The following is a 23,508-nucleotide window of genomic DNA, read 5'->3' as shown; positions in this document are numbered from 1 at the left end:
GCGCGCTTCGAGGCCAGAGGAGGCCGTCATGATGGGTTCCAAGGGAATGCTGAATGTCGACGATGGGGGCGTGGGTGGACTGCCGGTGGTGTTCGTCCATTCGAGTGCCGGCAACACCACGCACTGGGCCGCGCAACTGTCGTACCTGCGCGAGCACCGGCGTGCCGTGGCACTGGACCTGCGAGGCCACGGGAAGTCCGAGCTGCCACGGGACGGCGGCTTCACCGTGGAGGACTTCGTCCGGGACGTGGGGACGGTGGTGGAGGGGCTGGGGCTTCAGCGCTTCGTGCTGGTGGGGCACAGCCTGGGCGGGGCCGTCTGCGTGGCCTACGCGGGGGCGCATCCGGACCGCGTCGCGGGGCTGTTCCTCCTCGCCCCGGCCTCGGATGGACGCTCGATGCCCGCGGAGCAGGCCCAGGGCTTGATGTCGGTGCTGGCGACCGAGGCCTGGAGCGCGGTGGTGGAGGAGGCCTGGGGCCCCATGTTGGCGCCGTCCCGGCCGGAGGTCCGCGAGCGGGTGCTCTCCGAGATGCGCGCCACGTCCCAAGAGGGTGTCCGGGGCGGACTGGGAGCCCTGTTGGACTTCGACCCCGTGACGCCGCTGCGGCGCTACTCGGGGCCGCGTCTGTCGGTCGTGACGGCCTTCAACGAGGAACCGGGCTCGTATCACCACCTGGTGCCAGAGCTGCCGCACGCGAAGGTGGAGGGCACGGGGCACTGGGTGCAACTCGACGCTCCGGACGAGGTGAATCGGCTGCTGGACGGCTTTCTCGCCACGGTGCGCTGAGCGCGCGCGTTCGCCGCGCGTGTTATCTACGGCCCGTGCCCCGGCCCAAGCTGCACAGCGACGAAGCCATCCTCGACGCCGCCATGTCCGTGTTGCTTCGGAGCGGGCCGGGCGCATTCACGCTGAATGACGTGGCCGTCGCGGTGGGCATGTCCCGCGCGGCGCTCATCCAGCGCTTCAAGAACAAGGAGCACCTCTACTTCCGGCTCATGGAGCGGACCGCCGAGCAGAAGCGCGAGTACTTCGCCGGTCTGCCCGTGGAAGTCGGAGCACAGGGCCTCTGGCGTTTCCTGAAGACGCTGGTCTCGGTGATGGGGGAGGGTGAGGCGCTCGACGCACACCTGCTCCTGGCCTGGGAGGACGTGAGAGACCCCACGTTGAGGCGGATGGCGCATGAGCGGAATCTGCTCGTGCGCGACGCCATCGCCGTCCGGCTTCCTCCCAGCGTCGACCGTGGCGCGGTGTCCGCCCTGCTTCAAGACGTCATCGCGGGTGCGACGATGCAGTGGTTGGTGGAGCGGACGCCGCCGTTGACGGAGTACGTCCTCGCTCGCTTGCGCACGTTGCTCGGGTGCGTGTTTCCACGAGAGTCCTTCGACTGAAGGTTGTGTCGCCTGGAGGGGCACCCGAAAGGTGCGGGTTGAATATAACCGACGCGTCGGTTATTAACTCGTCATCCACGCCAGTTCCTGGCCGTCGAAAGGGGTTCCTGGATGTCCGAGCGCATCATCGAATCGGGCGACATTCGGCTCTGCACCGAGCACTTCGGACGCGAGGGCGACGCCCCCGTGCTGATGTTGATGGGGGCGGCCAGCTCGATGCTGGGGTGGCCCGACGGGCTCATGGAGCAGCTCGCGCGGACGGGTCACTTCGTCATCCGCTACGACCACCGCGACACGGGGCGCTCCTCGCACGGTGTGCCAGGCGCCACGCCCTACACGCTGGACGACCTCGCCTCCGATGCCATCTCCGTGCTGGATGGATATGGCATCGAGCGCGCGCACCTCGTGGGAATGTCATTGGGGGGCCTGCTCTGCCAGATGGCGGCGTTGACGTACCCGGAGCGAGTCCGCTCGCTGACGCTCATCAGCGCCCAGATTTTCTCGGAGCCGGACTTCGAGGACCCGGGCATGGACCCGGCGGTGCTCGCGCACTTCCAGCGGGCCGCCACGCTGAACTGGGCCGACGAGGCGGAGGCCATCGGCTTCCAGGTCGAACTCTCACGGTTGTGCGTGGGCCGTGCGCGGAGGTCGTTCGACGAGGCCCGGGTGCGGGCGCGAGCAGTCCAGGACTACCGGCGCGCGCTCGCGCCTCAATGTGCATTGAACCACGCGGGGCTGTCCGGTGGCCTGGAGTGGTACGGCCGGACTCGTGAGATTGAAGCGCCGCTGCTGGTCATCCACGGCTCTGTGGACCCGGTCATCGACCATGCGCATGGCGTGGCCTTGAGCCGTGCCGTCAAGGGCGCGCGCCTGGTGACACTGCAGGACGCGGGGCATGACCTGCACCCGGATGACTGGGAGACGATGACCCGGGCCATCACCGCCCATACCTTGGCGGCGAGTCCGCCTCACGGCGCTCGCTGATCTGTCACAGTACGGGCATGGGGCCCTTGTTCGCCTACAGCCTCGTGCCTGTCCTCTCCGTGTCGCTGCTGCTGTTCTTCACGGCCGCGCTCCGGGGGCACAACGCACGAGGCCTGGCGCTCTACTGTCTGGCGACCGCGGGGTGGACGGGCGCGCTGCTGCTCCTCTGCATCCCGTCCATGGCGTGGGTGGGGGAGCGCTTCGTTGCGGGTGGGGCCTTCGTCGCGGCGGCATACCTGCACTCCGCCTATGACGTGACCCGGCAGCGCTCCTACCGGTTGGTGGTGCTCGCGTACGGCGTGGCGGTGGTGGTGACGGGCATTGGCGCGTTCCTCCCCAACGTCCTGCACGGGCCGCTGGCGATGGGGCGAGGTCCCCTGTTCTGGCCCACCATGGTGCTCGCCGTGGCGGCGGCGAGCGTGCCGCTGGTTCATCTGTCGCGCGCGTACCGCGGCGAAGCTCCCGAGCGACGGCCCATTCTCCTCAGCCTGGGCATCGCCGGGCTGCTCGCGTACCTGGGCAGTATCGGCAACGCCCTGTTGCTGTCAGGCGGGTACGCGTTGCCGTTCGGAATGTACCTGGTGCTGGCGGCGCTGCTGGTGCTGGTGCACGTCATCAATGCCCATCAGCCAGCCGCGGACCGACGGCTGCTTGAACGCAGCCTCGTCTACTCCGCGGTGGCGGCGGTGTTGTCCGCGGGCTTCCTCTTTGGCGTATTGACGCTGCTGTCGGGCAGCGGCCAGCCGTTCCTCACCGAGTACCGCGTAGGTGCCTTCTTTCTCCTGGCCCTGGCCGCGCTCGCGTTCGAGCCCGTGCGTCAGGCGCTTCAGGCCTGGCTGGGGCGCCGGCTCCTCAAGGGCCGCGCCACCAGTGACGAGCTGGCCGTGGCGCTCGCTCGCGAGGAGGCGCGCGCGGACCAAGCCGCGCGGCTGGCGGAGCTGGGGCAATTCACGTCCGCGGTGGCCCACGAGGTCCGCAATCCGTTGGGCGTGCTCGCCGCGCACCTCAAGCTGCTGGAGCGAAGGGGCGGGGACCCGGACACGGTGGCGGCCATGCGGGAGCAGATTGACCGCGCCAGTCACTTCGTGGACGAGCTGCTGCGCTACGGTCGCCCGCGCCCGCTGGACCTGCGCCGCGTGGATGTCTCAGCCACCGTCGCGCTGGCGTACTCCACCGCGCGGCAGGGACTGGGCTCGCTCGCGCCCGACGTCTCCTTCGAGTCAGAGGAGGACGCGTCGCTCACGGTGGAGGCCGATCAGTCCCAGCTCTCACAGGTGATGGTCATCCTGTTGGAGAATGCACTGCTCGCCCTGAGAGACGTGCCCGCACCGCGGTTGAGGACATCCATTGAGCAGGCGAACGGCCGGTTGCTCGTCCGGGTGGAGGACAGCGGGCCTGGCATTCCACCGGAGCTGTTGCCCCGGCTCTTCCAGCCCTTCGTGACGGGCCGCAAGCGCGAGGGACCTCGGCCGGGGACGGGATTGGGGCTGGCCATCGCGCGAGGCATCGCCGAACGGCATGGCGGACGTTTGAGTGCGGGACGCTCGGAAGCCCTGGGGGGCGCGGCGTTGACGTTGGAATTACCCGTGGCGCAGCCTGCCTCGATTTCCGCCGCGCTGGCCTGACGCCGGCCTGTCCCTGGTCCGCAGGGCGGCAGGGATGTCGGTGAGCGAGCGCAACTTGATACGATTAAGTCTGCTTCACGACGGCCTTCCAAGGATTGCCCCGGACTTCGTTTCGATAGGCGTGGAAGGAGTCCGGGTCGATGAGCGGCCAACGCATTGCCACAGTCATTCGCATTCCTGTGGCCTACAGTACGGATGTGCATCCCGACGGGTTCGAGGCGTTCGCGCATCGTGTCAGGCCCATGCTGTTGGCCCTGGCGAGACGGTTGTGCGGTCAGGGGGGCCTCGATCCGGAAGACCTGGTGCAGGAGGCGCTCACGCGCGGACTGTTGCATCACGGGGCACTCGCCGCGCAGCCGGAGCCCGTCTACAGGGCGTGGCTGTGTCGGGCGATGACCAATCATTTCCTCGACCAGTGCCGCAAGCGGCGCTCGGAGTTGCTGGAGCAGGACCGTCCAGAGTTGCGGCTGGTGCGCGAGGGGGTGGCGGCCCCCGAACCGGAGGCCATGGAGGTCTGGGAGCACATCTCGGAGAAGGACTTCCAGGCGGCCATTGCCCAACTGCCGAATCCCAGGGTGCGTGAGGCGTATTCGCTGCATGCCTCGGGGCTGCGCTACCGCGCCATCGCCCTGCGCATGGGCGTCCCCGAAGGCACCGTGGGGAGCTGGCTCTATCAGGCCCGTAAGGAGTTGAAGGCGCTGCTGTTGCCGCTCACCGGGAGCGACGGAGGAGGCAGCGCGTGATGGGGACGCTCTGTAACAGGCTGTCCCTCTTCCTGGATGGCGAGCTGCCGCCCGTGGACGAGGAGAACTTCCGGCATCACCTCGCTCGCTGTGACCCCTGCGCGTCCGGCCTGCACGAAGCCATGCAACTGGAGCTGCTGGGCTTCCATGTGATGGGGGACCCGCAGGCGTTGGCGCACGAGCAGGAGGGCGCGCCCGAAACCAGGATGGCGTCCGACGCGCCCAAGACACGTGACACGGCCGAAGTGCCGGGGCGCCCTCACTGGCGCTGGGCCCCGTTCGCGGTGGGCGCCGTGGCGGCGGCCATCGTCCTGGTGCTCGTCGTCAAGAGCGCCGATGTGCGGGGCTCCCAGCAGGAGGTCTGGCTCGCGCAGACGTCGTCGCGTCTCATCGAGGCGAGGGTTGCCTATGCACGCGCGGACGGACACCGGCCCTATGTGCCCCTGCGCGCGGCTGTCAGTGGCCCTCCGGGCGGGACTGGCGCGGCATTGCCGCTCCGGGCGCTGGCGGATCTGGAGGACCAGGGGGACCTGCATGGCATTGCCGCCGCGTACCTGGTCCGCAAGGACCTGCGGCAAGCCTCCGACTTCCTCCACCGGATGTCGCCGTCACCGGACCGGGACAGCGACCTGGCCATCGTCGCGTTGGAGCAGGGGCATCCGGAACAGGCGCTGGCACTGCTGGACGGGGTATTGCGACAGGCGCCCGAGCACGCCCAGGCGCAGTGGAACCGGGCGCTGGTGCTGCGGGAGATGGGGCTGACGCTGCTGGCCGCGGAGGCATTCGACGCGGTGGTGAAGCGCGGGGATCCAGGCTGGAGCGAGGAGGCGCGGATCCGCGCGCGAGCGCTCCGGCATCAGACGCAGGCGCGTGGGCGGGCCTGGAAGGGGGCTCGCGCGGCGGTGCGGGACCTGATGGTGGACGCGCAGGCGCGGCTCCCGCTGGAGGAGGCGAAGCGCTTTCCTGGCATCGTCCGGCTGGCGTTCTACGACGCAGTGAGGGCCGCGCCGTCGCGGGAGTGGACCCTGCGCCTGCTGCCGCTGGCGGACGTGTTGGACGGCGTCCAGGGCGGCGAGGTGCTTCGCGGCTACGTGCAGCGTGTGGCGGAGCGGGATTTCAGCCGCCGTGCACCCCTGGCGGCGGACTACGCGAAGCTCGTGCGGGGCGAGCTGTCCTCGCCAGAGCGCTTCCTGGAGACGCTGCGGCGTTCGGGCGAGGACGACCTGTACCTGGGCGGGCTCATCAATCAGACGGCAGGCGCGCGCCACCTGGAGGATTTCACGCGGCTGGCCCGTGCGGCCGAGGACCCCTGGTTGTCGCTGCTGGCCGAGCGAGAGCTGGCGGGCGCCGAGGAGCGCGCGGGCGAATGGTGGAAGGCGGAGGCGCGGCTGCGCGCGGCCGTGGGCGCCTGTCAGGGCAAGGGGTTGTCCTACCGCTGCGCCACGCTGAAGAAGCGGCTGTCGGACCTCTATCTCGCGCTCAACCGCCCGGCGGAGGCGTTCGAGCAGGCATGGAGTGGCTGGCTGGCATCCCGGGAGTTGGAGGAATGGGAGTTGGAGCAGCAGTTCCTCCAGGAGCTGGCGCACATCGCTCGCTACCGGTTGGACGTCACCAGCGCGCGCGCCTACCTGCGCGAGTCCCTGGCGCGAACGCCCGAGGCCTGCGAGCAGCGCACCTACGTGCACCGCAACCTGGCATACCTGTCGTGGCTGGAGTTCGACGCGCACGAGGCGCGGAACGAGCTGGAGCTGGCGCAGGAGTGTGGCCGGCCGCTGGGGCTGCCCGGCGCGCTGTTGCTGTCGTACCTGGCGCGCTTCGGGGCGGACAGCCAGGACGCGGACCTGTTGCGCCGCACTCTGGCCGAGCTGCACCGGGGGCAGCCCTCACCGGGCAAGCTCGCGCAGATGCGTTTCGCCGAGGGGCAGTTCGTGCTGGAGCGCGACCGCGCGACCGGGCTGGAGCTGCTGCGCGGCGCCATCCAACAGGCGGAGTCCCTTCCCAACGATGTGGACGCGCGCAAGACGCGCATGGGGGCCTACAACGTCCTGGCGCACGAGGCAGGCCGCACGGACGCCCCAGGTGAGGCCCTGGCGCTCATGGGCGCCGCGCTTCAGGTGGAGGTGCCCGCGCGGTGTGTGCTGGGCGTCGCCGTGGACTACGAGCGCTCGGTGGTGGCGCTGCGCGGCGCCACGGGCGAGCTGCAGGGGCACTTCGACGCCAGCCGCGCGGAGCCCCTGGGGCGGGACGCCTCCGGGCTGGTGCCTCCGTCGCTCCAGGCCGCCTTGAAGGGCTGCGAGCGGGTGGACGTGCTCGCACTGCCGCCGGTGCATGGCCTGCGGGGACTGCTGCCCGCGGACCTCGCCTGGAGCTACCGTGTGGGGCGGCCCGGAGGAGCGTCTCCCGTGCTGGCTCGTGGCAGCGGGCCGCACCTGGTCGTCAATGGGGTGGAGGCGCCCGCGTCGCTGGGCCTCCCGCGGTTGCTTCCACTGGAGCCGCCGCACGCGCCGGACCCGCAGCGAATCGAGCTGTCGGGCATACAGGCCACGCCGACGCGGGTGCTGGCGGCCATGGCGCAGGCCAGCGAGGTGGAAATCCACGCGCACGGCGCCTTCAGCCCTGAGATGTCGGACGCCTCGCTGGTGGTGCTGGCGCCTGAAACAGATGGCCGATATGCGCTGTCCGCCCCCCAGGTTCGCGCGCTGAAGCTGGAGCGCGCGCCGCTCGTGCTGCTGGCCACGTGTAGCGCGGCACGGGCCACGCCCTTCCTTCATGAGTCCTTCAGCCTGCCGGTGGCCTTCATCGAAGCCGGCGCGGCCACGGTGTTGGCCTCCACGGCGGAAATCCCCGACTCGGCGGGGCGCTTCTTCGAAGCGGTTCGTGAGCGCATCCGGGCCGGCGCGCCGGCGGCCCTCGCGCTCCGCGACGAGCGGCGCACATGGCTGGCGGCCCACCCCTCCGCGGACTGGGTCCACGGCATCCTCCTCTTCGAATGATGGCCAAGGAATCCGACTCGGCGCGTTGTACCGGTGCGGAGGCGGGGGATGGCATGCCGCTTGTCCTCGCCGGTGCCGCGCAGAGGGGGATGCGATGGTGAAGAAGCTCTCGAAGAAGTCGAAGCGTGATGGGGCGGTGGTGAGCATCAACCCGCATGACCCACCGCCGGAGCCCACCCCGGGCCTGACGGCGCACCCGCCGTTCTCGGCGAGGATGTCCGTCGTTCCGTCCGTGAATACGGCGTCTCAACCAGATGGCTCGGACAGCTCACGTCGTAAATAAGTGACAGTTTTCCGGATTGTCCTGAGTCGCGCTGGCGATACAGGTTTTACGGGACGCTCCCGCTCGGGGCGTCCCGGATTTTTTTGAACAGAATGCACAAGAAAAAGGGCTGGGTCCGTATCTGAGATTGAGGGGGCGTTGGTCGCGAGCCCCTGAGAAGAGGGGGAGCAGATGTTTCGTGGTGACGCGCGGGGCCAAGGGGATGCGAGCGGTATCTGGGCACCTGAGGAGGGGCGTGGGGCGATGGGCGGGGGATGGGCGGCCTGGTCGAACGGGAGCTCCAGCCGGGGGGAGCGGGGCGGTTGGGGGGACGCGCGGAGTGTTGTGAAGGCGGGGGGAAACGCGGAGGACCTGGGGGGGCAGGGACTGGAGGCGTTCGACGAGAGCGACTTCGAGTTCCGGATCGCCAGCTTCTGAGTTCGGCGCGCGGGGGACGAAGCCCCGCTCCAGCAGACGGCGTCGGGGGACAGCCGTCATCTCGAAGGGTGGCCGCGGTGGGACTGGGGGGCCGACGACCACATGACGCGGGCGTTGAGGACGCGTTCATCCGAAGAGGCGCTGGAGTGCGGACTTCCAGGGAGTGAGGGAGGGGGCGCGCCCCAGGCCCTCCGCCTCCAGAGATTCCAAGGGCTCTGGAGGCGGAGGCCCCCTGGCTTTCATGCGATACGGTGCGGCCTCCTTCTCGATGGGAGTCCTCACATGAAGTCCGTGAAGTGGGCGGCCCTGCCGCTGTTGCTGCTGGCCGCCTGTGCCACCACGGGGCGCCAGGGCGCTGCTGACAAGTCGCCGCCGCGCCTCATGTCCTGGTCGGAGCAGATCGCCGAGCGCGAAGCCTGGCTGGAGAAGCGCCACGGCATGCTGCTGGACATGATGCGCCGCCATGGCGTGGGCATGTGGGTGGTCGTCAACGAGGAGTTCCACGACGACCCGCTCACCCAGTTCATCGCGCCGCCGCGTCCATATGCGGGCAACCGGGACATCTTCGTGTTCGTCGACGCCGGGCCCGAGGGACTCAAGCGCGTCGCGCTCTCCGGCTACTCGGAGGCCACGCTCGCGCGCTTCTTCGAGCTGCCCGAAGAAGGGCGCAAGCCGCAGGAGATCCTGGCGGACCTGAACACGCGCTATCAGCCCCGGACGATTGCCCTGGGCATTGGCGGCAAGCGCGGGGTGACGCGCAGCCTGACGAAGGACAGCTATGCCTTCCTGGTGGAGTCCCTGGGCGCGGAGGCGGAGGCCCGCTTCGTGAGCGCCGCGCCGCTCATCGAGGAGTACCTGGACACGCGCATCCCCGAGGAGTGGTTGCACTACCAGCGGCTGGTGATGCTGACGGAGGCCGTGGTGAAGGAGGCCTTCTCTCCGGAGGTGGTGGTGCCGGGGAAGACGACCGTCGGTGACGTGCGCCGCTTCCTCTATGACAGGCTCTGGGAGCTGGGCGTGGATACCTGGTTCCAGCCGGACCTGCGCGTGCAGCGCAAGGGCATGGACGGCTCGAGCTCGCGAGGCTTCCTGGCGCCCGCGAAGGAGGACGTCGTCATCCTCCGCGGCGACCTGCTCCACGTGGACTTCGGCATCACCTACATGGGGCTGAACTCCGACTGGCAGAAGATGGCCTACGTGCTGAACGAGGGGGAGACGGACGCGCCGGAGGGGCTCAAGCGGGCGCTGGCCAACACCATCGAACTCCAGGACGCGCTGATGCTGCGCGCCTCCCGTCCGGGCCGCACCTCCGCGCAGGTGTACACGCAGACGATGGCGGAGATGAAGGAGAAGGGCATCGAGGCCATGGTGTACAGCCACCCGCTGGGTAATCAGGGCCACGCGCTGGGCGCGAGCATCGACTTCCGCTCGGCGAGCCGGCAGGAGGAGGCCAAGACACTTCGCCTGGGCTCGTACATCGCCATCGAGCTGAACACCGCCACCGCGGTGCCGGAGTGGGACGGGCAGAAGGTCTTCGTGATGCAGGAGGACCCGGCCTACCTCACCGAGGAGGGCTGGAAGTTCTTCGTGTCCCGGCAGGAGTCGTTCTACCTCCTGGGCCGCGATGGGCAGGGAGGGCAGCGAAGTCAGGGCGCGAAGGGAGGCAAGGGCGTGACGACGCGTGGCATGCCCATGCTCTGAGCCCGGCCTACGCGCCTCGCCCGCTGACGTCCGCCCACGTGAGGCCGAAGCGGGCCAGGTACTTCTTCAACCGGTCCGCGTCGTTGACGCTCTTCTTCTGGGCGCGTGACTGAGCGAACAGCACGCGCCCCGCGTCCGACAACGAGCGTGATGCCCGGCAGACGCTCAGCACGTCCGCGAGCTGGACCCGGTCGAAGCGGTCCAGCTCGCTGGCGAGGTTCTCCCCCAGCACCTCCGCGACCAGGTCCCCGGCGACGACCGCCGCCTTCGCTCCGGAGGGCCGCCACTGCTCGCGCAGCCGTTCGAGCTCCTCGTCCACCACGTCCCGAGTAATCCGTCCGCCCGCCGCCAGCGTGGCCATGCGCAGCACCGCCGCGTTGAGGTCGCGGAAGTTGCCCGCCCATCGCGCCTCGGAGGACGTGGCGAAGTCCAGGAAGCGCTCCTGCGCCTCCTTGTTCATGGTGACGCGCGTGCCCACGGCCTCGGAGGACTGGTCCAGTTCGAAGAGCAGGTTGGGTGGGATGTCCTCCGGACGCTCGCGCAACGCGGGCAGCCGGAAGGTCCATAGGTTGATGCGCGCGAGCAGGTCCTCCCGGAAGCGCCCGCGCTCGACCTCGACTTGGAGGTCCCGGTTGGTGCCGGCGATGAGCTGGAAGTCACTCTCCACTTCGCGGTCCGCGCCCACTGGCAGGAAGCGTTTGTCCTCCAGTGCGCGCAGCAACATGGCCTGCTCGTCCGCGCCCAGTTCACCGATTTCGTCCAGGAACAGCACCCCGCCATTCGCCTGCCGCAGCAGACCGGGCCTGTCGCTCAGCGCGCCCGTGAAGGCGCCCTTCACGTGGCCGAAGAGGGCGGACATTGCGCCGTCGCCCCGGAGCGTGGCGCAGTTGAGGTCCACGAAGGGGCCCGCCACCCCGCGCCGCGACTTCTTCAGCGCGTAGATGCGCCGCGCGAGCTGCGACTTGCCCGCGCCGGTGGGACCGGTGATGAGCAGAGGCGCGCGGGACTGGACGGCCACCTGTTCGATGCGCTCGATGAGGCGGTTGAACGCTGCGTTGCGGGTGTCGATGCCGGACTTGAGGAAGGCCAGGCCTTCGCGTTGTTCCTGCCGGAAGCGCGCGGCCAGGGTGTCGTACTGGGAAAGGTCCAGATCGATGAGGGTGTGCGTGCCCGCCCCCGCGCGGTCCCTGGGGTCGGGTGATACCTGGACCAGCTTGCCGGGGATGAGCCGGCTCTCCACCAGCAGGAACATGCAGATCTGCGCGATGTGCGTGCCCGTGGTGATGTGGACCAGGTAGTCCTCCGCTTCGGGGTTGAAGGCATAGCCGCGCACGTAGTCGAGCAGCGCGCCGTAGGTCTCCTCCAAGTCCCACGGATTCTGGATGTCCAGGGGCCTGCCCCGCACCTCCGTCTCCGGTGACACCTGCCGGATGTCCCCCACCAGCGTGCCCGCGAGCGAGGTCGCGTTCGGCGGATGCAACAGCTCCAGCCGGTGCACCAACAGGTCCTCCTGCTGGCACAGCGCCACCGTGGGCCGCCACCGCGTCCAGCGCTGCGGCCCCTGCCCGTTGTCCAGTGTCGTCCCGAGCATCCCCAGGACCACCGTTTTGCGCGCGCGCGATTTCGCCATAGGGATAGGACTTTATCTAACCAGATAGGGAATGCCAGCTCGCTTGGAGGGCGTCCCTCGGGAGCCGTGTTGGCACGCCGGCTGCTCTAGGCCTCCTCCGTGACCGGGACACAGCGCCCGGCGGACGACTGAAAGGTGGAGACGATGAGCCGCATCAACGGGAACTACGAGGTGCTGTCGGACGAGGCGGGCCGCCCCATCAAGGCGTGGACGGTGGGTGTGCCGTTCGAGGACGAGGCGAAGAAGCAGCTCCGCAACCTGCGTGGCCTCCCCTTTATCCATAAGTGGGTCTCGGTGATGCCGGACGTGCACCGCGGCTACGGCGCGACGGTGGGAAGCGTGGTCCCCACGGTAGGGGCGGTGGTGCCGGCGGCGGTGGGCGTGGACATCGGTTGCGGGATGATCGCCGTTCGCACGACGCTGCGGGCGGACCAGCTCCCGGACTCGCTGCGTGGGGTGCGCTCGGCGATTGAGCGGGCGGTGCCGCATGGCCGCTCCGACAACGGTGGCCGCAACGACGTGGGCGCGTGGCGTGTGGCGCCCGCACGGCACCAGAAGGAGTGGGCGCGGTTGGTGGAGGGGTACGACCGCATCGTCGGGAAGCATCCGCGCATCGGCCGTGGGCCGGAGCTGTCGCACCTGGGGACGCTGGGAACGGGGAACCACTTCATCGAGCTGTGCCTCGATGAGTCGGATGGCGTGTGGCTGATGTTGCACTCCGGTTCGCGCGGCGTGGGGAACCGCATCGGAAGCTACTTCATCGAGCTGGCGAAGGAGGACATGCGCCGCTGGTTCATCAACCTGCCGGACGGGGACCTGGCGTATCTGGCGGAAGGGACGGAGCACTTCGAGGACTACGTCTTCGCGGTGAGCTGGGCGCAGGACTTCGCCGCGACGAACCGCGCGCTGATGCTGCAAGAGGCGGTGGATGCGCTGCAGTTGAGCGGTGAGCTGCCTCCGTTCGAGCTGAAGGACGCGGCGGTGAACTGCCACCACAACTACATCGCCCGTGAGCACCACTTCGGAAAGAACTGCTTCGTAACGCGCAAGGGCGCGGTGCGGGCGCGCGAGGGCGACCTCGGCATCATCCCCGGAAGCATGGGGGCGCGTTCGTTCATCGTCCGCGGGAAGGGGAACGCGGACAGCTTCCACTCCTGCAGCCACGGCGCGGGCCGGGTGATGTCGCGTGAGGCGGCGAAGCGGCGCTTCACGGTGGAGGACCACGTGAAGGCGACCGCCGGCGTGGAGTGCCGCAAGGACGTGGACGTCATCGACGAGACGCCGGCTGCGTACAAGCCCATCGATGCGGTGATGGCGGCGCAGGCGGACCTGGTGGAAGTGGTCCACACCCTGAAGCAGGTCGTGTGCGTGAAGGGCTAGAAACCCAGAGGTGACCATGCCGGGATGAAGACACCGAGGCGCCCGCGCTCCCCAAGAGGCCGAAAGGCCGCCAGGATGGGGACGCGGGCGCCGCTATTTTCACGGTGGTGTCAGTGCGTGCCGGGTGGTTCGTGAGTCGCGAGCAGCAAGGAGGGAGTCGTCATGGTGCGCATCGATGGTTCATTGGGTGAGGGTGGGGGGCAGGTGCTGCGCACCTCGCTGGCGCTGTCGCTGGTGACGGGCAAGCCCTTCACCATCCAGAACATCCGCGCGGGCCGGAAGAAGCCGGGCCTGCTGCGCCAGCACCTGACGTCGGTGAAGGCCGCGGAGGCCGTGGGGGCCGCGGAGGTGTCGGGCGCGGAGCTCGGCTCACGCGAGCTGACCTTCCGGCCGAGTGCCCTGGCCGCGGGGAACTACCACTTCGCGGTAGGCACCGCGGGCAGCGCGACGCTGGTGCTCCAGACGGTGCTTCCGGCGCTGCTCCTGGCGGACGGGCCTTCCACGCTGATGTTGGAGGGGGGGACGCACAACCCCATGGCACCACCGTTCGACTTCCTCCAGCGGGCGTATCTGCCGCTGGTCCGTCGCATGGGGCCGTCCGTGGAGGCGACCCTGGAGCGTGCCGGTTTCTTCCCGGCCGGGGGCGGGCGGTTCCGGGTCGACGTGCGACCCGCGCCGCTGAAGCCGCTGCACTTGCTGGAGCGGGGGCGCGTGGTCCGTCGCGACCTGAAGGCCGTGATTGCGATGATTCCGTTCGACGTGGCGCAGCGCGAGCTGGGCACGGCGGGGGCGGCGCTGAAGTGGCGGCCCGATGAACTCCGGACGGAGGAGCTGAAACGTCCGCTGGGGCCCGGCAACGTGCTGGTCGCCGAGGTGGAGAGCGATCACGTGACGGAGGTCTTCACCGGCTTCGGTGAGCGCGGGAAGCGGGCGGAGGTCGTGGCCGAGCAGGTCGCTGAAGAGGTGAAGCGCTACCTTGATGCGGGCGTGCCGGTGGGCGAGCACCTGTGTGACCAGCTGTTACTCCTCATGGCGCTGGCGAAGGGCGGCACGTTCCGCACGCTGCCGCTGGATGGGCATGCCGAGACGCAGCTCCAGACTATCGCCCAGTTCCTCGATGTGAAGGTCGAGGTGCGGGAGGTGTCTCGCGAGGTTCGCGAGGTGGAAGTCCGCGCCTGAGCCCCCGGGGCGCGTCCGTTGGCGGACGGCCCTGGGGCGCAGCGCCGCGCGCTCCGCTCGGAGGGCAGCCGGGCGCCATGGCGGATGGGCGTCTTCGTAGCGCGACGCCAGGCGCCGGCACCATGCATGTGCGGAGGAGACGCCCGCGTGGCAGAGGTGCCTGAAGTCGAAATCATCACCCGGGACTTGCAGCAAGCCGTCCTGGGCCGCCGCTTCGTGGGGGCGGAGGTCCTGGTTCCCGCTGTCGTTCGCTTCCCGTCGCCGCCGGACTTCATCGAAGCCTTGAAGGGGCGGCAGGTCACCGCCGCGAACCGAAGGGCCAAGTTCATCTTGCTCGCGCTCGATGACGGGACGACGCTCGCGCTGCACTTCATGCTCTTCGGTGAATTGGCGCTGCGCCCCAAGGGGAGTGAGCGCCCGTCTTCGACACTGGTGGTGCTCGAGTTGGAGGGCGGCGAGGAGTTGCAGTTCACGGACTCGCTGGGCTACGCGCGCATCGCCCTGGCGCCTTCCGATGAGCTGGCCGCGCGCTTGAAGCTGGACGAACTCGGGCCAGAGGCGCTGGGAGAGGGGTTCACCCCAGCGGTGCTGGCGCGTCAACTGCGGCGGCGGAAAAGTCCCCTCAAGACGGTGCTCCTCAACCAGCGGGTGGTGGCGGGGCTCGGCAACCGGGATGCGGACGAGAGCCTGTGGCAGGCGGGGATTGAGCCACGCCGGCTGGCGTCGTCCCTCACGGCCGATGAGGTGGTGCGGCTGGACCGCGCCATCCAGGCGGTGCTCGATGAAGGGCTCCGCTTGCGCGGCACCCAGCGAGACCTCTTCGGCGTTCAAGGCCAGGCGAAGCACCGGCGCAACGTGTTCGGCCGCGCTGGGGCGCCGTGCCCGCGCTGCGCCACGCCCGTTTCCCATCAACGCCTCGGCGGGCGGAACACGTACTGGTGTGCCACGTGCCAGCCCCTGACGAGCGCGCCCGAAGTGTCAGCCCAATCCTCGTTGCTTTGAGCCGCGACCGTCGCTCCTTCGGGGCTCGAATTCCGTAACTCCAGACAGCCATCTCGGGACTCATGGAATTGTCAGACATGGGTGCCTCGTGACACCCGGGTTCTGTCCTGGCCCGCGCGCGCATTCGTCCTGCGCCATCTCCTCAAGCGTAGGGGTTGTTTGCTAAAGAGCTGTCGAGCCGTCAGGGGCGTTGATAGCAGTCGTCCAGGTCCGCCTCGGACGTGGAGGGGGCGTAATGCCGTCAAGGTTTGCGTGGGTATTGGGACTTGCGCTGCAAGTGTCGCTGGTCGCGTGTGGTCCGCAGGAGACGTCCGTTGAGCGCCTTCCTCCAGGACCGCAAGGGGCGCTGACCCAGCTTGCGCCGGGGACGCTTCCCGACCTGGTAGTGCGCCGGTTGTCGCTGCCGTCCGCGGCCCGCGTTGGGGACGACGTCCATGTCTCCGTCGAGGTGTGCAACCGCATGCCGTTTCCCGCAGGGCCCTTCGTCGCGGAGGTGCGGCTCTCCCAGGGCCGTGACTCCACGTCCACGGACCCCACGCTGCTGCGCCGGGCCGTGGATGGGCTGGAGGCCTCTGCCTGTGAGCGCGTCCAAGGCTGGGTGAGGATGGACGCGGCGCTGGCGGGCGCGCACTTCGTCGCCGCCGTCGTGGACGCGGACGGGCAGGTGGAAGAAGCCGACGAGGCGAACAACGTGTTCCAGGGCGAAACCCTGGGCGTGGGGGATGGGCCCGACTTCGTCATCACTGCATTCCGCGCACCGGCCGTCGTCGAATTCGGGCGGCCCATCGTGGCGACGGCGACGGTGTGCAACCGCGGCACGCTCGTCGCCAATGCCACCGTCGACCTCCTGCTTTCGGAAGATGCCGTCCTCACGGCGGATGACAAGGTCGAGACCTGGACGGGCGGCCTCTTCCTCGACCCCGGTGGCTGTGAGGACGTGGAGCTTCACGTCAGCCGCACGGGCCACTTCATGCGTGGCTATGTGGGGGCCCTGGTGGATGCCTATCCCTGGGAGCTGCATGCAGACCTGGTTCCTGGCAACAACCTCTGGGTGGGGGGACAACTGACGTTCGCGGAGATGCCAGACCTCATCGTCACGAAGGTGGACGTGCCGTCGAGCGTGACAGGCACCATGCCGTTCTGGACGGAGGTCACGGTGTGCAACCAAGGCACCCGGTCCATGCCGACGTCGTTCGAGGTGGAGCTCCTGCTGTCCGCCCATCCCGTTGTCGTGGCCGAGGACCGTCTCATCGGTTCTGCGCAGGTGGCGCCGCTGGCGGCGGGGCAGTGTGCCCGGACGCGGGTGGAGGCGTCCGTTCCCGGAATCGTCGACGGGATCTGGTATGTGGGCGCTGTCGCGAACGCGCGGTGGGCGCGTTGGGACGAGTCCTTCTGGGACAACAACGTGGGACCGGCGAGCCGGATCCTGGTTGGGGAGGCGCCGGACTTCCGCATCGTCGCCATTGAAGCGCCCGGGGCGCTCTCGGCGTGGGCGGATGGCACGGCTCGCGTCACGGTGTGCAATGACGGCACCGTGGGCGCTCCCGTGGACGTGGGTCTTTACTGGTCCGCAGACGAAGAACTCGTCCTCCCCGAGCCCAGCGCGGGCAGCCTGGGCTTCGGCTTCCTGGCGCCCGGGCAATGCGCGACGGGGCCTGTGTCGATCCACTCGAGCCATTCCCTTCCCGGGCCTCGGTACCTGCTGGCGTTCGCAGATGCGGGCGGCCTCTGGGCGGAGCTGGACGAGGACAACAACACGTTCGTCGGCAGGCGCGTGTTCCTGGGGCTTGGCCATGACCTCGCCGTCACGTTCCTGAAGGCGCCTGTCAGCGTCCACGAGCTTTCTCGGTTCATGGTCCGGGCCACGGTGTGCAACCAAGGCAATGCTTCATCTCCCGCCGGCAGTCTGGACATTCGTTCCCGGATGACGCGCGGCGCTTTGTGGGCGGAGACGTTGGCATTCCAGTTCCTGCCCTCCATCGCCCCTGGCGTGTGCGTCCGTCACGACGTGCCGGTGCAGTTGCAGTACGCCCGTCCGATGGGGCTGCTCCTGGATGCACACGTCTGGACGCAGGATGCATTCGAGGAGAACGACACCTCGTCCCCGCTGGTGCCCGTGAACGTGGGAGATTGGCCGGACCTCATGGTGACGTCCGTGCTGGCCCCGGCGGGTGTGTCCCCGGGCCAGGGCTTCTTCACGGACGTGACGGTGTGCAACCAGGGGCTCCGGGATTGGAACACGGATGTGATGGTCGTCCTATCGCAGGACGCGGACATCACGGTCCATGACCTCTTCGCCGGCTGGGCGGAGACCGGGCTCGTACAGGCGGGGCAGTGCGTGTCCATCAAGGTGCCATCGCACGCTGGCTCGCTGTGGCCGGGCGTCTTCACCGTGGGCGCCATCGTGGACCCGTATCCCGAGATGTTCCCGCGCAATGAGCTGCGTGTGGACAACAACGCCCTCGCGGGAGGGCAGGTCTCGCTCGGGCGCGTGGCTGACTTCGCCGTGACGGCCGTGTCCGCGCCCAGAACGGTGGCACCGGGCACTGCCTTCACGGCGAAGGTGACGGTGTGCAACGAGGGCGCTGCCCGAGGCTCGACGGACGTCGCCATCGTGCTGGCCCGGACCTCGCGAATCTCCCGGGCCGACCTGCCGCTGGGGGGCATGCCGGTCGGCTCCCTGGAGCGAGGTCAGTGTGTCACGCGGGAGGTCTCGCTCACCGCGCCCTCTGCGCCCACCCAGGGCGTGCTGGGCGCGCTGGTGGACTCGCTGGACGTCGAGCGCGAGCCCCGGGAGGACAACAACGCCCTGGCGGGAGGTCCTCTGTCCGTGGCCGTGGGGTCGGACTTCTCCGTTGATATCGTGGAGATGCCTTCCGTCCAACCCCCCAACGTTCGTTTCACCACGCAGGTGCGTGTGTGCAATGAGGGGACATTGCGCGCGTCCGGCTACGTGTACGTCTTCCGGTCGGAGGATGCTGTGTTTGACGGGAATGTGGATGCCGTGCAGGGGATGCACGACTTCGAACCGCTTGCGCAGGGGCAATGCGTGCTCCTCCGCGTCCCGGTGCCCGTCTCCAGTCCTCGATGGGAACTCCCCGAAGTTCGCTGGTTCTGGGGCGCCATGGTGTATTCCCATGGGGAGCAGGAACTTCAGTGGGACGACAACGTCGACGTCCGGGAGTTGATCGTCGGCCTGGCGCCTGACTTCGCAGTAACCGGGCTGGAGGTTCCTTCGTCGGTACTTCCAGGGCAGGCCTTCTCCGCGCGAGTCACCGTGTGCAACGAGGGCGGTTCTTCCGGGGCCACGCCTGTGCGGCTGGTCCGCGATTGGTCTCCCTTCTACGCACCGGCGCAGCACACCCTGGGCGAGACAATGACGGAGTCCCTGGCGCCCGGGCAGTGCTCCACGGTGAACGTGCAAGCAGCCTCCGGCGTGTCGTTCGAAGGCATGTACACCGTCAGCGCGGTGGCGAACCCGGACGGCGCCTGGGCGGAGCCGCGTGAAGACGACAACGTCCGCACGGCGCGCTTGGGCGTGGGCGCGCTGCCGGACTTCACGGTGGGGAGTGTGAATGTTCCCGTCACGCGTGCTGCTTCGGCTGAGGCCGCCACCATTGCCGTGCAGGTGTGCAACGTGGGGACCGTGGCCGGGGAGGCGGACCTGGCGCTCGTGCTGTCCGAGGATGCGACCATCACCGCCGCGGACATGCCCCTGAGCGCGGTGCCCGTGGGGCCGCTGGCGCCCGGTGCGTGCACCACGGTCGACGCGCCCGTGAGTCTCTGGGTGCCTTCAAGTGGCGTCTGGTACGTGGGCGCGGTGGTGGACCCGTATGGCACGGCAGCCGAGCTGCGTCGGGACAACAACACGAGCAAGGGTTTTCCGGTCGGCATCGGGGCGCTGCCCGACTTCGTCGTCACCCGGCTTTCCATGCCTTCGAACGTGGATTTCGGGATGTCTCTTCCCGCTCTCGTCGAGGTCTGCAACGTGGGCTCCGTCGCGGGAGACGTAGAGGTGTCCTTCTATCAGTCGGTCGACGTGGACGTGACGACCCACGACGCACTGCTGGAGACTTGGAGCTTCGGCACGTTGGGCGCGGGACGCTGCGCCTCGGCGGAGCTGTCGCTCGTTCCGAGGCCACCCGAGTGGATTGAGGGCGTTCGTTACATTGGGGCGCTCGCCGATGCGGAGCAGACGCGGGCCGAGTTGTCCGAAACGAACAATGGGAGCCAGGTGGTCCCCGTGAGCATCGGCTCGGGGCCTGACCTCGTCATCCGTCGCATGGATGCTCCGTCTGGTGTCCGGCCTGGCGCGTCGTTCCAGGTCGCGACCCAGGTGTGCAACCAGGGCAACCTGGAGAGCTACTACGGCGTGGTGAGTGGTTACTTTGCTCGGAGCGGGGCGGGGGCCTCGCGTGGCGCGCCGGCCTGGGAGCTTGATGTGCCGTACTTGCCCCCGGGACGGTGCGTCACCCTGGCCAGCACGGTGACTGCGAACCATGGCGAGGGTCTCTGGTTCCTGTCTTCCGAGCTCAAACCCATCCACGGCATGCGGGAGCTCGTGGTGGAGAACAACACGGGGCCCGTCCTTCCCGTGCGCGTCGGGCAGTTGCCGGACTTCGTCGTCACCGCCGTTGATGCACCCACGGCTGTCCGGCCGGCCGACGCCTTCCATGCCGACGTCACGGTATGCAACCAGGGCACCGTGGAGGCGCAGTCGGACGTGACGGTGTTCCTGTCCCGGGACCCGAGCCACTCCGTCGAGGATGGGCATTTCGGCCCCGTGCCGACGGGCGAATTGGGGCAGGGGCAGTGCGCCACGCTTCCAGTCACCGTTCCCGGGGACTCACAACGGTCGGGAACCTGGTTCGTGGGGGCGCTGGTTGATCGGAGCGCTCAGGTGTCCGAGCTGGCGGAAGAGAACAACGTGCACGACGGCGTGCCCGTGCGGTTCGCGGCGCTGCCCGATTTCGTCGTGACCTCGGTCGTGGTGCCAGAGAGCGTGGCGTTCGGCGGAACGTTCCCGGCGCGGATGACGGTCTGCAACCAGGGAACGGCTTCCGGTAGCGCGGTGCTGACGCCCTACCTGTCGTTGGACGCGGTCATCTCCCGGGATGATGTGCAGGTCGCGGGCTCGATGCTCGTGGAGGGATTGGCGCCCGGGACCTGCGTCTTGCGAGAGGCCTCCATCCACGCCCAGCCTTCCCGGGAAGGCGAATGGTACTTCGGTGCCGTGGTGGATGCGCAGCGGTGGGGAGAGGAAGCCAGCACGGCGAACAATGCCAGTGTCGGGCGCCGCATGGGCATCGGCTCCAAGCCGGACCTGGTCGTCACGGCCGTGGATGCGCCCGCGGCAGCCCGGCCGGATGTGCCGCTGGCGGTGGACGCAACGGTTTGCAACCAGGGGACCACGTCCGTCAGCCATGCGCTGGTGGGATTCAGCGTTCAGCCGCTGCCGGAGGTCCGGTTGGACCAGGGGTTCGCGACGGCCACTGTGTCCTTGGCGCCCGGTGCGTGCAGGCGCGTGGCGTTGTCGCTGTATCTCTTTCCCGAAGTGTCGTCCTGGTCTTCCACGTACGTCGTCGCCATCGTGGACCCCGATAACGTGGTGGCGGAGTTCAACGAACACAACAACGAGGGCTTCAGCCAACCCATCTCCGTGGAGGATGGGCTCGCGGATCTCGTGACGGAGGCCGTCCGCGCGCCGGCCACGGTGGAGCCGGGGCAGCCCTTCACGGGAACGGTGCGGGTATGCAACGACGGCAGGGGGCCTGCGTCCGCGTGGGTGGCGCTGCATGCCTCACGGCTTGCCCGGGTGACGCCCGAGGACCCGGTGCTCGGGGAGGCGTCCTTGGGCACCCTGGCGCCCGGCCAATGCGCGGAGCACGCCATTCCCGCGGTCATCGAGGCCGCGGGAACCTTCTTCCTGGGAGCGATCTCCAGCACCCGAGGCACGGTTCGCGAGTACGACGAGACGAACAACGTGGGGCCCGTGTTGCAGGTGTATGTCGAGAGCACGGGAACGGATTTCGTCACGGAGTCGGCAGTGCTTCCCTCCGTCGTGTTCCCGGATGCGCCGTTCACCGCCTCCGTTCGTGTCTGCAACCGAGGCAGGCTGGACGGCGTGACGTCCGTGTCTCTCTTCCTGTCCGCCGATGCGCACGTCGATGCGACGGACACGGAGTTGAACCGGCAGCCAGGCCTCTTCCTTCCGGCCGGGCGCTGCGAGGCCGTCCTGCTGCAGGGGCAGGTGTCGCAGCCGGGGCGCTGGTATGTGGCGGCCATCGCGGACCCGCTGGATGAGCAGCCCGAGGACGACGAAGCCAACAACCGCAGTCCGGTGTCCGCGTTGCTGGTGGGGGAGATGCCGGACTACGTCATTGCCGCGTTGAAGGCGCCTCAGGTGGAGGCGAGCAATGGGCCGCTTCCGGTCCGAATCACTGTCTGCAACCAGGGCAATGTTCCGGGGCAGTCCGCCGACGTCCGCTTTCAACTGCGAGCGGGCGGCACGGTGGCCGACCATGGAGTGCGCGCCTTCTACCGGATCGTCCCCTCCCTGGCCGCGAACCAGTGCGCGGAGTGGGAAGAGCCCTTGGGGCTGAACGCGGTCGCGCACCGCTTGTGGCGGCTGGAGGCGGAGCTGGACCCTGAGGCGGTGTTGACGGAGGCCCACGTGGACAACAACTTCAAAGCCGTGGACCTGCGCGTGGGAAATCATGCGGAGCTTTCGGTGACACGCATCGCGCCGGAGCGGAACGCGCTGTCCGGTGGGGAGCCCTTCATCACGGAGGTCACCGTCTGCAACACCGGCAGCGTTGCCGCCAGCGAGCTGCTCATCCACGTCTTGATGTCGGAGGATGGCCTGGAGTCGGAGGTGGGGACCTCCGTTGGCACGAGGACCTTTGGCGCGCTGGCAAAGGGATGCGCCGTGGTGCCCGTGATGGGGAATGTTCCCTCGCAGTTGGTCGGTGAAGTGCATGTGAAGGCGCGAGTGGAGCTCGTCGCGCCGCAAGGAGGGGAAATGAACCTGGACGACAACGCGCTCGTCGGCCCCATAGTCGGGATTGGCTCCGGCCCGGACCTGGTGGTGACGGGCGTGACGACCGACCTCTCGGTGACCTGGCCCTCCGCCCCGATGCCCGCCGTCGCGACGGTCTGCAACCGGGGTAACGCGCGTTCCCTGCGCGCGTCCCTGGACGTGTTCCCCATGTGGGGGGAGGACGGGGACGCCGTGCCAGAGTTCTCCTTGAGCGCCTCCGTGTCGATTCCGTCCCTGGAGCCCGACGAGTGTGGCTCGTGGGACGTGGAGTTGGATGCGCCACCAGAAGGAGGCTGGCGCTTGGGAGCCATGGTGGATGGCGTGAACGCCGTCCGGGAGACGGTGGAATCCAACAACCTGGCCTCCGGGGACGCGTTCCGGGTGACGACCGTGACGGGGCATGCCGTCACCGCGCTCCAGGCGCCAACCGCCGTCTGGCCGGGCGAGTTCTTCACCGCCACGGCCACCGTGTGCAATCGGGGCCCCACATGGCCATGGGGGATGCCCATTCACCTCGCGCTGGAGACGACGGATGGCTTCCCCGTCACTACGCTTTCTGTCCGGGCTACGCCGTCCAATCTGGCCACGGGGGCATGCGCGCCGGTGGTGCTGTCAGGCTCGGCCAGCGTCCCCCTGGACGGGGCCTACCGTCTGGTGGCAAGGCTGGGATACCCGGAAGAGGTGATGCCCGAGCCAGTGCGGCGGGCATTCACCTTCGCTGTGCCACTGGCCGTCACTGGCCGCAGCGACTTCGCCGTCACGGCCGTGAGCGGCCCTCCCTTGGTCCGCACGGGGGCCTCGTATTCGACGTCGGTGACGGTGTGCAATCGCGGCACGTCGTCGGGGGCCGCCACCGTCTATGCCTATCTGTCGCGGGATGAGCGCATTGATGAGTCGGGAGACGTCCGTGTCGGCCAGACGAGCGTGACGCTCTCCCGGAACCAATGCCGGACGCTGACGGTGTCCTCGCGAGCCAACAACGTGGACAGCGGGGACGTGTGGTTCGTGGGGGCGAACGTGAGCACGGGCAGTGCGCCGGACGCGAATCCCGCCAACGACGGCCGTGTGGGCTCCCGGATTCTCGTGACACCTTGAGTCCGTGCCGGGCGCGGGGCTTGTGGGCAGCGGACACGGTGGCTGTTA

The 23,508-nt window shown here is 68.8% G+C and carries 13 protein-coding genes; 12 read left to right on the top strand and 1 reads right to left on the bottom strand.

The window, feature by feature from the left end; all coding sequences use genetic code 11:
• Positions 1-28 precede the first annotated feature (28 nt).
• The 8 genes from BHS09_RS25635 (at position 29) to BHS09_RS25600 (ending at position 10,135) form a co-directional block, all read left to right on the top strand.
• Complete coding sequence (locus tag BHS09_RS25635; protein ID WP_140799380.1) at positions 29-787, top strand: alpha/beta fold hydrolase; 759 nt, start codon at positions 29-31, stop codon at positions 785-787.
• 35 nt (positions 788-822) lie between these two features.
• Positions 823-1,389, top strand: a complete 567-nt coding sequence (locus BHS09_RS25630; protein ID WP_140794092.1) for a TetR/AcrR family transcriptional regulator — start codon at positions 823-825, stop codon at positions 1,387-1,389.
• Between the two features lie 111 nt (positions 1,390-1,500).
• Positions 1,501-2,373, top strand: a complete 873-nt coding sequence (locus BHS09_RS25625) for an alpha/beta fold hydrolase (protein WP_140799379.1) — start codon at positions 1,501-1,503, stop codon at positions 2,371-2,373.
• Positions 2,374-2,390: 17 nt separating this feature from the next.
• Positions 2,391-3,998, top strand: coding sequence for a sensor histidine kinase (locus BHS09_RS25620; protein ID WP_140794088.1), 1,608 nt, complete (start codon positions 2,391-2,393; stop codon positions 3,996-3,998).
• Positions 3,999-4,138: 140 nt separating this feature from the next.
• A complete protein-coding gene (locus tag BHS09_RS25615) occupies positions 4,139-4,741 on the top strand; it encodes an RNA polymerase sigma factor (RefSeq protein WP_140794086.1) in 603 nt (200 codons plus the stop codon).
• Positions 4,738-7,734, top strand: coding sequence for a CHAT domain-containing protein (locus BHS09_RS25610; RefSeq protein ID WP_140794084.1), 2,997 nt, complete (start codon positions 4,738-4,740; stop codon positions 7,732-7,734). Before BHS09_RS25615 ends, BHS09_RS25610 begins: the two co-directional genes overlap by 4 nt.
• 94 nt (positions 7,735-7,828) lie before the next feature.
• Positions 7,829-8,017 (top strand): hypothetical protein, encoded by a 189-nt coding sequence (locus BHS09_RS25605; protein ID WP_140794082.1) that lies wholly within the window; start codon positions 7,829-7,831, stop codon positions 8,015-8,017.
• Positions 8,018-8,716: 699 nt separating this feature from the next.
• Complete coding sequence (locus BHS09_RS25600; protein WP_140799378.1) at positions 8,717-10,135, top strand: M24 family metallopeptidase; 1,419 nt, start codon at positions 8,717-8,719, stop codon at positions 10,133-10,135.
• 7 nt (positions 10,136-10,142) lie between these two features.
• On the opposite strand, the gene rtcR is transcribed toward BHS09_RS25600, so the two are convergent.
• Positions 10,143-11,765 carry an RNA repair transcriptional activator RtcR gene (gene rtcR, locus BHS09_RS25595; RefSeq protein ID WP_140794077.1) on the bottom strand — a complete coding sequence of 541 codons (1,623 nt, stop codon included), beginning with the start codon at positions 11,763-11,765 and terminating at the stop codon, positions 10,143-10,145.
• Positions 11,766-11,909: 144 nt separating this feature from the next.
• Here rtcR and BHS09_RS25590 point away from each other — a divergent pair, with 144 nt between their 5' ends.
• The 4 genes from BHS09_RS25590 (at position 11,910) to BHS09_RS25575 (ending at position 23,460) form a co-directional block, all read left to right on the top strand.
• Positions 11,910-13,145, top strand: coding sequence for an RtcB family protein (locus BHS09_RS25590; protein ID WP_011554960.1), 1,236 nt, complete (start codon positions 11,910-11,912; stop codon positions 13,143-13,145).
• Between the two features lie 162 nt (positions 13,146-13,307).
• Positions 13,308-14,324, top strand: coding sequence for an RNA 3'-terminal phosphate cyclase (rtcA, locus tag BHS09_RS25585; protein WP_140799377.1), 1,017 nt, complete (start codon positions 13,308-13,310; stop codon positions 14,322-14,324).
• Between the two features lie 147 nt (positions 14,325-14,471).
• Positions 14,472-15,326, top strand: coding sequence for a bifunctional DNA-formamidopyrimidine glycosylase/DNA-(apurinic or apyrimidinic site) lyase (gene mutM, locus BHS09_RS25580; RefSeq protein ID WP_237079821.1), 855 nt, complete (start codon positions 14,472-14,474; stop codon positions 15,324-15,326).
• Between the two features lie 235 nt (positions 15,327-15,561).
• Entirely contained in the window at positions 15,562-23,460 is a 7,899-nt protein-coding gene (locus tag BHS09_RS25575) for a CARDB domain-containing protein (RefSeq protein ID WP_140799375.1), read from the top strand.
• The last annotated feature ends 48 nt before the right edge of the window (positions 23,461-23,508 follow it).

It is taken from the genome of Myxococcus xanthus, from assembly GCF_006402735.1.
GTDB classification, from domain to species: Bacteria; Myxococcota; Myxococcia; order Myxococcales; family Myxococcaceae; genus Myxococcus; species Myxococcus xanthus_A.
The sequence above is the reverse complement of the archived record's forward strand: the minus strand, read 5'-3'. Positions and strand labels throughout refer to the sequence as shown.

What these genes read in the sequence shown, in the direction of transcription:
- BHS09_RS25600 (WP_140799378.1), top strand. Translation starts at nt 8,717, where the DNA reads ATGAAGTCCGTGAAGTGGGCGGCCCTGCCGCTGTTGCTGCTGGCCGCC.
- BHS09_RS25625 (WP_140799379.1), top strand. Translation starts at nt 1,501, where the DNA reads ATGTCCGAGCGCATCATCGAATCGGGCGACATTCGGCTCTGCACCGAG.
- rtcA (WP_140799377.1), top strand. Translation starts at nt 13,308, where the DNA reads ATGGTGCGCATCGATGGTTCATTGGGTGAGGGTGGGGGGCAGGTGCTG.
- rtcR (WP_140794077.1), bottom strand. Translation starts at nt 11,765, where the DNA reads ATGGCGAAATCGCGCGCGCGCAAAACGGTGGTCCTGGGGATGCTCGGG.
- BHS09_RS25590 (WP_011554960.1), top strand. Translation starts at nt 11,910, where the DNA reads ATGAGCCGCATCAACGGGAACTACGAGGTGCTGTCGGACGAGGCGGGC.
- BHS09_RS25620 (WP_140794088.1), top strand. Translation starts at nt 2,391, where the DNA reads ATGGGGCCCTTGTTCGCCTACAGCCTCGTGCCTGTCCTCTCCGTGTCG.
- BHS09_RS25605 (WP_140794082.1), top strand. Translation starts at nt 7,829, where the DNA reads ATGGTGAAGAAGCTCTCGAAGAAGTCGAAGCGTGATGGGGCGGTGGTG.
- BHS09_RS25615 (WP_140794086.1), top strand. Translation starts at nt 4,139, where the DNA reads ATGAGCGGCCAACGCATTGCCACAGTCATTCGCATTCCTGTGGCCTAC.
- BHS09_RS25575 (WP_140799375.1), top strand. Translation starts at nt 15,562, where the DNA reads ATGCCGTCAAGGTTTGCGTGGGTATTGGGACTTGCGCTGCAAGTGTCG.
- BHS09_RS25635 (WP_140799380.1), top strand. Translation starts at nt 29, where the DNA reads ATGATGGGTTCCAAGGGAATGCTGAATGTCGACGATGGGGGCGTGGGT.